The 11,415-nt window shown below is 72.7% G+C and carries 12 protein-coding genes; 9 read left to right on the top strand and 3 right to left on the bottom strand.

The window, feature by feature from the left end; genetic code table 11:
• Positions 1-89: 89 nt before the first annotated feature.
• Positions 90-665 (bottom strand): helix-turn-helix domain-containing protein, encoded by a 576-nt coding sequence (locus IG88_RS0100760; protein WP_031033678.1) that lies wholly within the window; start codon positions 663-665, stop codon positions 90-92.
• A gap of 77 nt (positions 666-742) precedes the next feature.
• Here IG88_RS0100760 and IG88_RS0100755 point away from each other — a divergent pair, with 77 nt between their 5' ends.
• The 8 genes from IG88_RS0100755 (at position 743) to IG88_RS0100720 (ending at position 8,516) form a co-directional block, all read left to right on the top strand.
• Positions 743-1,708: an NAD(P)/FAD-dependent oxidoreductase gene (locus IG88_RS0100755; RefSeq protein ID WP_031033670.1), complete on the top strand. Its 966-nt coding sequence runs from the start codon at positions 743-745 to the stop codon at positions 1,706-1,708.
• A gap of 62 nt (positions 1,709-1,770) precedes the next feature.
• Positions 1,771-3,309: an ATP-dependent DNA ligase gene (locus IG88_RS0100750; protein ID WP_031033668.1), complete on the top strand. Its 1,539-nt coding sequence runs from the start codon at positions 1,771-1,773 to the stop codon at positions 3,307-3,309.
• Positions 3,306-3,767, top strand: a complete 462-nt coding sequence (locus IG88_RS0100745; RefSeq protein WP_031033666.1) for an NUDIX domain-containing protein — start codon at positions 3,306-3,308, stop codon at positions 3,765-3,767. Before IG88_RS0100750 ends, IG88_RS0100745 begins: the two co-directional genes overlap by 4 nt.
• A gap of 97 nt (positions 3,768-3,864) precedes the next feature.
• Positions 3,865-5,250: an NADP-dependent succinic semialdehyde dehydrogenase gene (locus IG88_RS0100740; protein ID WP_031033663.1), complete on the top strand. Its 1,386-nt coding sequence runs from the start codon at positions 3,865-3,867 to the stop codon at positions 5,248-5,250.
• A 25-nt stretch (positions 5,251-5,275) separates the two neighbouring features.
• A complete protein-coding gene (locus tag IG88_RS0100735) occupies positions 5,276-5,515 on the top strand; it encodes a DUF6213 family protein (RefSeq protein ID WP_031033661.1) in 240 nt (79 codons plus the stop codon).
• 87 nt (positions 5,516-5,602) lie between these two features.
• Entirely contained in the window at positions 5,603-6,775 is a 1,173-nt protein-coding gene (locus IG88_RS0100730) for a type III polyketide synthase (protein ID WP_267884647.1), read from the top strand.
• Positions 6,772-7,986 carry a cytochrome P450 gene (locus IG88_RS0100725; RefSeq protein WP_031033656.1) on the top strand — a complete coding sequence of 405 codons (1,215 nt, stop codon included), beginning with the start codon at positions 6,772-6,774 and terminating at the stop codon, positions 7,984-7,986. The genes IG88_RS0100730 and IG88_RS0100725 overlap by 4 nt, the downstream gene beginning before the upstream one ends.
• Positions 7,983-8,516: a cupin domain-containing protein gene (locus tag IG88_RS0100720; protein ID WP_031033654.1), complete on the top strand. Its 534-nt coding sequence runs from the start codon at positions 7,983-7,985 to the stop codon at positions 8,514-8,516. Before IG88_RS0100725 ends, IG88_RS0100720 begins: the two co-directional genes overlap by 4 nt.
• Positions 8,517-8,619: 103 nt before the next feature.
• Here IG88_RS0100720 and IG88_RS0100715 read toward each other — a convergent pair whose 3' ends face one another.
• On the bottom strand, positions 8,620-9,846 hold the full coding sequence (locus tag IG88_RS0100715; protein ID WP_031033653.1) for an acyl-CoA dehydrogenase family protein: 1,227 nt from the start codon (positions 9,844-9,846) through the stop codon (positions 8,620-8,622).
• A gap of 170 nt (positions 9,847-10,016) precedes the next feature.
• On the opposite strand from IG88_RS0100715, the gene IG88_RS0100710 reads away from it, so the two are divergent.
• On the top strand, positions 10,017-10,673 hold the full coding sequence (locus IG88_RS0100710) for a TetR family transcriptional regulator (protein WP_031033651.1): 657 nt from the start codon (positions 10,017-10,019) through the stop codon (positions 10,671-10,673).
• Between the two features lie 30 nt (positions 10,674-10,703).
• Here the strand turns inward: IG88_RS0100710 and def are convergent, their stop codons facing one another.
• On the bottom strand, positions 10,704-11,243 hold the full coding sequence (gene def, locus IG88_RS0100705) for a peptide deformylase (RefSeq protein ID WP_031033649.1): 540 nt from the start codon (positions 11,241-11,243) through the stop codon (positions 10,704-10,706).
• Positions 11,244-11,415 lie beyond the last annotated feature (172 nt).

Below are 11,415 nucleotides of genomic sequence, written 5' to 3'. Positions count from 1 at the left end.
TAAGCGGTCGCTTGCCCATCGGGGAACAGGTCCGGGGAACAGGTCCGGAGAACGGGCCCGGCAACGGGGCTCGGGGAACGGGCCGGGGCTCACGCCCTCGCGGGCCGCGCCCGTACGTGCATCCGCTCGCCCTGCGGGCCGAAGAGGCTGAGGAACTCGACCGGCCCTTCCCCGGTCGACCCGAACCAGTGCGGCACGCGGGTGTCGAACTCGGCCGCCTCCCCCGCCGACAGCACCACGTCGTGCTCGCCCAGCACGAGCCGCAGCCGGCCGGAGAGGACGTAGATCCACTCGTAGCCCTCGTGGGTGCGCGGGTCCGGCTCCTGGCTGCGCCGCGGCTCCAGCACCTTGAACGCCTGGAGCCCGCCCGCCTGGCGGGTGAGCGGCCAGTGGGTGCGGCCGTGGCGCACGATCGGCTCGGCACGCACCCGGGGGTCGCGGACCGGCGGGGCGCCGACCAGTTCGTCCAGCGGCACCTGGTGGGCCTGGGCGATCGGCAGCAGCAGTTCGAGGCTCGGCCTGCGCAGGCCCGACTCCAGCCGCGACAGCGTGCTCACCGAGATGCCGGTCGCCTCGGACAGGGCCGCCAGGGTCACCTCCCGCTCCTTGCGGAGCCCGCGGAGCCGGGGCCCGACACCGGCGAGGACATCGTCTGCGGTCGTCATGCGTTTATTGCAGAACCGGCAAATACGTTTGTCAATACCGGAGCCTCGGGGCGACCTTCTGCGTGGAGGTGGTCACCATGACCCAGAACAGCACCGGGACCGGAACGAAGGACCTGACAGGGCGGTACGACGTGGTGGTGGTCGGCGGCGGCGCGGCCGGGCTCTCCGCCGCGCTCGTCCTGGGCCGCTCGCGGCTGCGCACGCTGGTGGTGGACGCCGGGGAGCCGCGCAACGCGCCCTCGGACCACATGCAGGGCTATCTGACCCGCGACGGCATGTCCCCGGCCGGTTTCCTGGCCCTCGGCCGGGAGGAGATCGCCCGCTACGGCGTGGAGCTGGTCCGCGACCGTGCCGTGGACGTCTCCCGCGGCGAGGACTTCGCGGTGGAGCTGGCCGGCGGGGACACCGTGCACGCCCGCCGGCTGATCGTCACGACCGGGCTCAGGGACGAACCGCCGACGGTGCCGGGGGTCGCCGCGCGCTTCGGCCGGGACGTGCTGCACTGCCCGTTCTGCCACGGCTGGGAGGTGCGGGACGAGCGCTTCGGTGTCCTGGCCTCCGGCCCGCTCGCCGTGCACCAGGCCCTGATGGTGTCCGGCTGGTCGGACGACGTGACGCTCTTCCTGCACACGGTCGCCGAGAGCGAACTGTCCGACGACGACCTGCGGCGGCTCGCCGCGGCCGGGGTCCAGGTGGTGCCCGGCGAGGTCGCGGGCCTGCGGATCGAGGACGACCGGCTCACCGGGGTCCGTCTGGCGGACGGCACGGCGCACGACCGCACGGTGCTGTTCGTCGCCCCGAAGGCCGTTCCGCAGACCGGACTGATGGAGCGGCTGGGCGCCGAGCTGCAGGAGACGCCGTTCGGCGCCTACCCCGTGGTGGACCCGACGGGCCGCACCACCGTGCCGGGCGTATGGACGGCCGGCAACGCGATGGGCTTCGCCGAGCAGGTGATCCACGCGGCCAGCGGCGGCTACCGCGCGGCGACAGCGGTCGTCGGCGACCTGATCATGTCGGACCTGGACGCGGCCGTCGCGGAGTAGCGGCACCGCCCGCGGGGCCCTCGCGGGGTGTGCGCCCGCCCCGCGCGGTGCACCATGACTGCATGCTGCTCGCCCGGTTGGCCCAGGTGTCCCGGGAGGTCGCCGCCACGTCGGCGCGGTCCCGGAAGACCGCCCTGCTCGCGGAGCTGTTCCGCGAGGCGGAGGCGGCGGACGTGCCGGTCGTCATCCCGTACCTGGCGGGTCGGCTCCCCCAGGGCCGGATCGGCGTCGGCTGGAAGGTGCTGGGCCGCCGCGTCCCCCCGGCCGGCGCGCCGAGCCTGACGGTGCGCGACGTGGACGCCCGGCTCACCCGGCTCGGCGCGGTGTCCGGCACCGGTGCGCAGGCCGAGCGGATCCGGCAGGTCGGCGAGCTGATGGGCGCGGCCACCGAGGACGAGCAGCGCTTCCTGACCGGGCTGCTCACCGGCGAGGTCCGCCAGGGCGCCCTGGACGCCGCAGCCGTCGAGGGCCTCGCCGCGGCGACGGAGGCACCCCCGGCCCGGGTGCGGCGCGCGGTGATGCTGGCGGGGTCGCTCCAGTCGGTGGCCGAGGCGCTGCTGGCCGACGGTCCCGGCGCCCTGGACCGCTTCCGGCTCACCGTCGGCCGGCCCGTGCTGCCGATGCTGGCGCACAGCGCGTCCTCGGTCGCCGAGGCGGTCGGGAGGCTGGGCCCCGCCGCCGTCGAGGAGAAGCTGGACGGCATCCGTGTCCAGGTGCACCGGGACGGCGGCACCGTACGGATCCACACCCGCACCCTGGACGACATCACCGGCCGGCTCCCCGAGGTCACCGAGGCGGCCCTGGCGCTGCCCGGCGAGCGCTTCATCCTGGACGGCGAGGCGATCTCCCTCGACGCCGAGGGGCGCCCCCGCTCCTTCCAGGAGACCGCCGGCCGGATCGGCTCCCGCACCGACGTCGCCACCGCGGCGCGGGCGCTCCCGGTCTCCGCCGTCTTCTTCGACGTGCTGTCCGTCGACGGCCGCGACCTGCTCGACCTGCCGCTGACCGAACGCCACGCGGAGCTGGCCCGGCTGGTCCCCGAGCCCCTGCGGGTACGGCGCACGCTGGTGCACGGCCCCGAGGAGACCGGTGCCGCGGAGGAGTTCCTCGCCGAGACCCTGGCCCGCGGGCACGAGGGCGTCGTCGTCAAGGCACTGGACGCCGCCTACAGCGCGGGGCGGCGCGGCGCGTCCTGGCTGAAGGTGAAGCCGGTCCACACCCTCGACCTGGTGGTGCTGGGCGCCGAGTGGGGCCACGGGCGCCGCACCGGCAAGCTCTCCAACCTGCACCTGGGCGCCCGCACCGCCGACGGCTCCTTCGCCATGCTCGGCAAGACCTTCAAGGGCATGACCGACGCGCTGCTGACCTGGCAGACCGCACGCCTGAGGGAACTGGCCGTCGAGGAACACGGCTGGGGCGTGACCGTACGGCCGGAACTCGTCGTCGAGATCGCCTACGACGGTCTCCAGCGCTCCACCCGCTACCCGGCCGGCGTCACCCTCCGCTTCGCCCGCGTGGTGCGCTACCGCGAGGACAAGCGTCCCGAGGACGCCGACACCGTGGAGACCCTGCTCGCCGCGCACCCCGGGGCGGCCCCGTGAGGCGCAGCGCGGGCCTGCTGCTGCACCGGCGCGGCCCCGACGGCGGGCTCCAGGTCCTGCTCGGCCACATGGGCGGGCCGTACTACGCGCGCCGCGACGCCGGGGCGTGGACCGTTCCCAAGGGCGAGTACGACCCGGCGGAGCCCGCGTGGGAGGCGGCCCGGCGCGAGTTCCGGGAGGAGCTGGGGCTGCCGCCGCCCGAGGGCGAGGCCGTCGCGCTCGGCGAGGTCCGGCAGGCCGGCGGGAAGACCGTCACGGTCTGGGCGGTGGCCGCCGACCTCGACCCGGCGACGGTCGTCCCCGGCACCTTCCGCATGGAGTGGCCGCCGAAGTCGGGGCGGACCGGGGAGTTCCCCGAGCTGGACCGGGTGGCCTGGTTCCCCCTGGACCGCGCGCGCGAAGTGATCGTGAAGGCGCAGGCCGCGTTTCTCGACCGCCTCGCTGAGCACTCGCAGTGAGGAGAGACCGCGAGGAACGACACGACCCGGCCGCGTCGCGGCCCCCCGTACCGCACGCCGGGGTCGGAGCAGGATTGCGCACCCAGGGAGGTCGGCCATGCCCATCGCGACGGTGAACCCGGCGAACGGCGAGACGCTCAGGACGTACGAGGCCATGGGCGAGGAGGAGATAGAGCGCCGGATCGAGCTCGCGGAGGCCACCTTCCGCACCTACCGGACCACCGGCTTCTACGAACGGGCCGGGCTGCTGCGCCGGGCCGCCGACCTGCTGGAGGCCGACCAGAAGGAGATCGGCCGGGTCGTCACCACGGAGATGGGCAAACCGGTCGGGCAGGCCCGCGCGGAGGCGGCCAAGTGCGCCAAGGCGATGCGCTGGTACGCCGACCACGCGGCCGAGCTGCTGGCCGACGAGGAACCCGCCGACGCCGACGTGAAGGACTCCGGCGCCTCCCGGGCCCTGGTCCGTTACCGGCCGCTCGGCCCGGTGCTCGCGGTGATGCCGTGGAACTTTCCGCTCTGGCAGGTGATCCGCTTCGCCGCGCCCGCGCTGATGGCGGGCAACGTGGGACTGCTCAAGCACGCCTCGAACGTGCCGCAGACCGCGCTGTACCTGGAGGACCTCTTCCACCGGGCGGGCTTCCCCGAGGGCTGCTTCCAGACCCTGCTGATCGGGTCCGCGGCGGTCGACGACATCCTGCGCGACGAGCGGGTGCGGGCCGCCACCCTCACCGGCAGCGAGCCGGCGGGACGCGCGGTGGCCGCCACCGCCGGGGAGATGATCAAGAAGACGGTCCTGGAGCTGGGCGGCAGCGACCCGTTCGTCGTCATGCCGTCCGCGGACGTCGAGCGGGCCGCCGCGGTGGCGGTGACCGCGCGCACGCAGAACGCCGGGCAGTCGTGCATCGCCGCCAAGCGCTTCATCGTGCACACGGATGTGTACGACGCCTTCGCCGAGCGCTTCACCGAGGGCATGCGGGCCCTGCGGGTGGGCGACCCGATGGACGAGGAGACCGAGGTCGGCCCGCTCTCCAGCGAGCAGGGCCTGAACGACCTCGTGGAGCTGGTCGACGACGCGGTGCGCGGCGGCGCGACGGTGCTGTGCGGGGGCGAACGCCCGGAGGGGCCCGGCTGGTACTACCCGCCGACCGTCCTGGCGGGGATCACCCGTGAGATGCGCATCCACCGCGAGGAGGCCTTCGGCCCGGTCGCCACGCTGTACCGGGCGGCCGACCTGGACGAGGCGGTGCTGATCGCCAACGACACGGACTTCGGGCTCAGTTCCAACGTGTGGACGCGCGACGACGCCGACGTGGACCGCTTCGTCCGGGACCTGGAGGCGGGCGGCGTGTACGTCAACGGGATGACGGCCTCCCACCCGGCGTTCCCGTTCGGCGGGGTCAAGCGGTCGGGTTACGGGCGTGAGCTGTCCGGGCACGGAATCCGCGAGTTCTGCAACATCACCACCGTATGGCACGGGGCGTGAGCGTTCCGCGACTACGATCCCTTTCGTGAACCGCGAAGTGACCCTGCCTCTGATCGTCGACGACCGCGGCACGCTCCAGGTCGCCGCGTCCGACGTGAGCAAGCTGCTGCGCACGGTGGGTGGACGGTGGCTGCGGCTGGTGGAGACCGGCGAGGAGAGGCTCGACGAGGACACCGTCGCGGCCCTCACCATCGAGCTGGCCAAGCTGGCCGACCGGATCGACGTGGCGTGCATCGCCCACAGCAGCGGCCCTTCCTCCCCCTGACGCCTGTGCCCCGCCTCCCCGAGACGGAGTAACCCCGCGCGAGATCGCCGTCCCGCCGGGTGATCGTGGATGGTGCACCCCTGAAAGGTGCACCACTTTCCGGCCGGGGGGCGCAAGCCTTCCGCGAGGCGAAAGCAGGCACGGTTCATGGCGACTTTGTGCAGACCCTCGGTGTCCGTACCGGAGCACGTGATCACGATGGAGGAGACGCTGGAGCTGGCGCGCCGGCGGCACACCGACCATCCGCAACTGCCGCTCGCCCTCCGGCTGATAGAGAACACCGGGGTCCGCACCCGGCACATCGTGCAGCCCATCGAGGAGACGCTGAAGCACCCCGGTTTCGAGGACCGCAACAACGTCTACGAGCGGGAGGCGAAGTCGCGTGTCCCGGCCGTGGTCCAGCGGGCCCTGGACGACGCGGAGCTGCTCGCCACCGACATCGACGTGATCATCTACGTCTCGTGCACGGGCTTCATGATGCCCTCGCTCACGGCGTGGCTGATCAACGAGATGGGTTTCGACAGCACCACGCGGCAGATACCCATCGCCCAACTGGGCTGTGCGGCCGGCGGTGCGGCCATCAACCGCGCCCACGACTTCTGCACCGCCTACCCCGAGGCCAACGCGCTCGTCGTGGCCTGCGAGTTCTGCTCGCTGTGCTACCAGCCCACCGACATCGGCGTGGGCTCCCTGCTCTCCAACGGCCTCTTCGGCGACGGCATAGCCGCCGCGGTGGTCCGCGGACAGGGCGGCACCGGAGTGCGCCTGGAACGCAACGGCTCGTACCTGATCCCCAAGACCGAGGAGTGGATCATGTACGACGTGAAGGCGACCGGTTTCCACTTCCTGCTGGACAAGCGGGTGCCGGCCACCATGGAACCGCTCGCGCCGGCCCTCAAGGGCCTGGCGGACCGGCACGGTTGGGACGCCACCGACCTGGACTTCTACGTCGTGCACGCGGGCGGACCCAGGATCCTGGACGACCTCAGCAAGTTCCTCCAGGTCGACCCGCACGCCTTCCGCTTCAGCCGGGCCACGCTGACCGAGTACGGCAACATCGCCAGCGCCGTCGTCCTGGACGCGCTGCGCAGGCTCTTCGACGAGGGCGGCGTCGAGGAGGGGGCGCGCGGACTGCTGGCCGGTTTCGGTCCCGGCATCACCGCGGAGATGTCCCTGGGCTGCTGGCAGACGGCCGACGCGCGGCGCAGCGTGCGGCGGGACATGGCACGGGACGTGACGCGGAGTGTGAGGCAGGCATGAGTGAGGAAACGATGTCCCAGACCGTGCCGCCCGTCCGGGACTGGCCGGCCGTCGACCTGCCCGGCAGCGACTTCGACCCGGTGCTGGCCGAGTTGATGCGCGAGGGCCCGGTCACCCGCATCTCGCTGCCCAACGGCGAGGGCTGGGCGTGGCTGGTGACCCGGCACGACGACGTCCGCCTGGTGACCAACGACCCCCGGTTCGGGCGCGAGGCCGTCATGGACCGGCAGGTCACCCGGCTGGCCCCGCACTTCATCCCGGCGCGCGGCGCGGTCGGCTTCCTCGACCCGCCGGACCACACGCGGCTGCGCCGCTCGGTGGCCGCGGCCTTCACCGCCCGGGGCGTGGAGCGCGTGCGCGAGCGGTCCCGCGGCATGCTCGACGAACTGGTCGACGCCATGCTCCGGGCCGGTCCGCCCGCCGACCTGACCGAGGCCGTGCTGAGCCCCTTCCCCATCGCGGTGATCTGCGAGCTGATGGGGGTACCGGCCACCGACCGGCACGCGATGCACACCTGGACCCAGCTGATCCTGTCCTCCTCGCACGGCGCCGAGGTCAGCGAGCGGGCCAAGAACGACATGAACGCCTACTTCTCCGACCTCATCGGCCTCCGCGCGGACAGCACCGGCGAGGACGTCACCTCACTGCTGGGCGCCGCCGTGGGCCGGGGCGAGATCACACTGACGGAGGCCGTCGGGCTCGCGGTGCTGCTCCAGATCGGCGGCGAGGCGGTCACCAACAACAGCGGGCAGATGTTCCACCTGCTGCTGAGCCGGCCGGAACTCGCCGAACGCCTGCGCGCCGAGCCGGAGATCCGGCCCCGGGCCATCGACGAACTGCTGCGCTGGATCCCCCACCGCAACGCCGTCGGGCTCTCCCGGATCGCCCTGGAGGACGTGGAGATCAAGGGCGTGCGCATCCGCGCGGGCGACGCGGTCTACGTGTCGTACCTGGCCGCCAACCGCGACCCGGAGGTCTTCCCGGACCCGGACACGATCGACTTCGAGCGCAGCCCCAACCCGCACGTGTCCTTCGGCTTCGGACCGCACTACTGCCCGGGCGGCATGCTGGCCCGGCTGGAGTCGGAGCTGCTGGTCGACGTGGTCCTGGACCGGGTGCCGGGGCTGAAGCTCGCGGTGGCGCCCGAGGAGGTGCCCTTCAAGAAGGGCGCGCTGATCCGCGGGCCCGAGGCCCTCCCGGTGACCTGGTGAGCGGGCTCGCGGCGGCCACGGAGGGCCTGTTGGTGCCGCCGGGCCAGGGCCGGGTGGTGCAGGCGCCGGCCCAGCACGTGACGTTCAAGGTGACCGGCTCGCACTCGCGCATGGCGTCCACCTTCGAGGTGATCGTGCCGCCGGGGTTCGACGTCGGCGCCCATGTCCACACGCGCAGCGAGGAGCTGTTCTACGTGCTGGAGGGCGAGTTGGACGTGCTCGCCTTCGAGCCGAGGATCCGTACGCCGGACAACTGGCAGAAGTGGGAGTCGAGTTCGGGCAACCGGGTGGTGCGCGCCACCCCGGGCACCGTCATCGTCGTCCCCCCGGGCTGCCCCCACGCCTTCGCCAACCCGACGGGCGAGCCGGCCAAGATGTTCTTCCAGGCCAGCCCGCCACCGGACCACGAGCGCTACTTCGAGGAACTCCTGGAGATCCTGGGCGACGGGGGCCCGCCGGACCACGAGGCGATCGAGGCGCTGAGGGCCAAGTACGACATCGAGCAACTGACCCCGCTCAGGCACAGGTGAGACACCCGGGGGCGCGGGACGTGTCGATGTGCGGCCCCGCCGCGTGGGCGCGACCAGCCACAACGGCCCCGCGCCCGGCGTCGCGCAGAAACCGGAACGGCGCTCAGCGAATCGGCATCCCCGCCAGCGTCCGCGCGATCACCAGCCGCTGGATCTCACTCGTCCCCTCGAAGATCGTGTAAATCGCGGAGTCGCGGTGCATCCGCTCCACGGGGTACTCCCGCGTGTAGCCGTTGCCGCCCAGGATCTGGACCGCCTGGGCGGTCACCTTCTTCGCGGTCTCGCTCGCGAACAGCTTGGACATCGAGCCCTCGGCCGCCGTGAACGGCTTGCCGTTGATCGCCATCCACGAGGCACGCCACACCAGCAGCCGGGCCGCGTCGATGGAGGTGCGCATGTCCGCGAGCTGGAAGGCGACGCCCTGGTTGTCGATGATCGGGCGCCCGAACTGCTCGCGCGTCTGCGCGTACTCCAGCGCCACCTCGTACGCGGCCCGGGCCGTTCCCACCGCCATCGCGCCGACCGCCGGGCGGGACGCCTCGAAGGTGGCCATCGCCGCGTTCTTCACGCGCTCGCCGCCCTTCTTGGCCTTCTCCCGGGCGCGGGCGAGGCGGGCGTCCAGCTTCTCCTTGCCGCCGAGCAGGCAGGAGCCGGGCACGCGCACGTTGTCGAGGACGACCTCGGCGGTGTGCGAGGCGCGGATGCCGTGCTTCTTGAACTTCTGGCCCTGGGACAGCCCCGGCGTGCCCGGCGGGACGATGAAGGAGGCGTGGCCCTTGGAGCCCAGGTCCGGGTCGACGACCGCGACGACGACGTGGACGTTGGCGATGCCGCCGTTGGTCGCCCAGGTCTTGGTGCCGTTGAGCACCCACTCGTCCTTGGCCTCGTCGTAGACGGCACGGGTGCGCATGGAGGCGACGTCGGAGCCGGCGTCGGGCTCGGAGGAGCAGAAGGCGGCGACCTTGACGTCGTTGGCGTCGCCGTACATCTGGGGGATCCAGGTGCCGATCTGCTCCTCGGTGCCGTTGGCGAGGACCCCGACGGCGGCCAGGCCGGTGCCGACGATCGACAGGGCGATGCCCGCGTCGCCCCAGAACAGCTCCTCCATCGCCATGGGGATGCCGAGGCCGGTGGCGTCGAAGTACTGCTGGGCGTAGAAGTCGAGGGAGTAGATGCCGACCTTGGCGGCCTCCTGGATGACCGGCCAGGGGGTCTCCTCGCGCTCGTCCCATTCGGCGGCGGCGGGACGGATGACGTCGGCGGCGAAGCCGTGCAGCCAGTCCCGGACCTCCTTCTGTTCGTCGCTCAGCTCCATGGTGAACTCGGCCATGTCCCCTCCAGTGACGCCCCTGCATGTTACTTGCGGTAACCCCGAGTCTGTTACCGACGGGTAGGAAAAGTCAACTCCCCCGGCACCCTCGCCCTCCCGTTCGATGCGACACGCCCCGTGGGTGTTAGTTTGCGCAGGCGTCACCGAATCAGCACGGGTGGGGAGAGCACATGGGCACCACGCAGCGGACCGATCAGCAGAAGTCCGCCGACCGCAGGCGGCGCGAGCTGCTCGAGGCCGCCGACCGGGTGGTGCTGCGCGACGGTCCGCACGCCTCGATGAACGCCATCGCCGCCGAGGCCGGGATCACCAAGCCGATCCTCTACCGCCACTTCGGCGACAAGGGCGGACTCTACGCCGCCCTCGCCGTCCGGCACACCGACGCCCTCCTCGCCTCGCTGCGGGCCGCCCTGGACGCCCCGGCGGAGCGGCGGCAGCGCGTGGAGGCCACCCTGGACACCTATCTGGCGGCCATCGAGGCCCGCCCGCAGGTGTACCGCTTCCTGATGCACCCGGCGGAGGGCGCCGCCTCCCCGGGCGACCAGTCGGAGCAGGGCTTCGACGTCGGCAGGCACTCGGCGCCGCTGCTGCGCCGCATGGGCGAGGAACTGGCCCAGGTCATCGAGGAGCGGCTCGACGTCGGACCGGGCACCCAGCAGCTCGCCCGGGTCTGGGGACACGGCATCGTCGGCATGATGCACGCCGCCGGCGACTGGTGGCTGGGCGAACGGCCCTGCCCCCGGGAGGAACTGGTCCGCAGCCTGGCCGACCTGCTGTGGGGCCGTCTCGCCGAGGCCGGGGACAAGGCGGGCGGCCCGGGGTTCTGACGGCCGCGGGACGCCCGGGGAGCGGCCCCCTCAGCGGTGCCAGGACGCCCGCGCCACCTGGCGCATCAGCTTCCGGTGGCGCCGGCCCGTCAGGCGATCGGCGTAGATCCGCCCCTCCAGGTGGTCGCACTCGTGCTGGAGGCACCGGGCGAAGAACCCCGTGCCGCGCACGGTGACCGGCTCGCCGGTCACCGTGAAGCCCGTCACGACCGCCTCGTCGTACCGCTCGGTCCCCGCCTCCAGGCCCGGCAGCGACAGGCATCCCTCCGGTCCGCGCACCACCACGCCGCCGGTCTCCACCAGCCGCGGGTTCACCACGTGCCCGAGGTGCCGCTCGTCCTCGTCGTCCGGGCAGTCGTACACGAAGACGCGCAGCACCTCGCCCACCTGGTTCGCGGCCAGGCCCACGCCGTGGGCGGCGTACATGGTCGCGAACAAGTCCTCGACGAGCCCGGCGAGTTGCGGACCGAAGTCCGTGACCTCCGCGCAGGGGGCGTGCAGGACGGGGTCGCCGAGGAGACCGAGGGAACGGACGCGCCCGTGGGCGCCCGGGATGGAGCCTTGTCGCATGGCGCTCAGAGTATGGTCCCTGTGTCCTCCGGCGGCAGGCGCCCACCGCCGGAACCCGGTGGCCGGTGCCGCGATTCGGGAGTGCGAATGGATCTCGATAGGCTGAGGTCCACACCACGTGGCCGTCAGGCTTCACAGGCTTCAGGCGCGGCGCGTACGGCAAGGAGGATCG

This window comes from Streptomyces sp. NRRL F-5650, assembly GCF_000721365.1.
In the GTDB taxonomy this organism is placed as follows: domain Bacteria; phylum Actinomycetota; class Actinomycetes; order Streptomycetales; family Streptomycetaceae; genus Streptomyces; species Streptomyces ardesiacus.
This window is presented reverse-complemented; position numbering and strand designations above follow the sequence as displayed.

Bases quoted from the DNA above. Each gene is read 5' to 3' on its own strand.
- IG88_RS0100760 (WP_031033678.1), bottom strand. From the start codon at position 665: ATGACGACCGCAGACGATGTCCTCGCCGGTGTCGGGCCCCGGCTCCGC.
- IG88_RS0100755 (WP_031033670.1), top strand. From the start codon at position 743: ATGACCCAGAACAGCACCGGGACCGGAACGAAGGACCTGACAGGGCGG.
- IG88_RS0100750 (WP_031033668.1), top strand. From the start codon at position 1,771: ATGCTGCTCGCCCGGTTGGCCCAGGTGTCCCGGGAGGTCGCCGCCACG.
- IG88_RS0100740 (WP_031033663.1), top strand. From the start codon at position 3,865: ATGCCCATCGCGACGGTGAACCCGGCGAACGGCGAGACGCTCAGGACG.
- IG88_RS0100725 (WP_031033656.1), top strand. From the start codon at position 6,772: ATGAGTGAGGAAACGATGTCCCAGACCGTGCCGCCCGTCCGGGACTGG.
- IG88_RS0100715 (WP_031033653.1), bottom strand. From the start codon at position 9,846: ATGGCCGAGTTCACCATGGAGCTGAGCGACGAACAGAAGGAGGTCCGG.
- IG88_RS0100710 (WP_031033651.1), top strand. From the start codon at position 10,017: ATGGGCACCACGCAGCGGACCGATCAGCAGAAGTCCGCCGACCGCAGG.
- def (WP_031033649.1), bottom strand. From the start codon at position 11,243: ATGCGACAAGGCTCCATCCCGGGCGCCCACGGGCGCGTCCGTTCCCTC.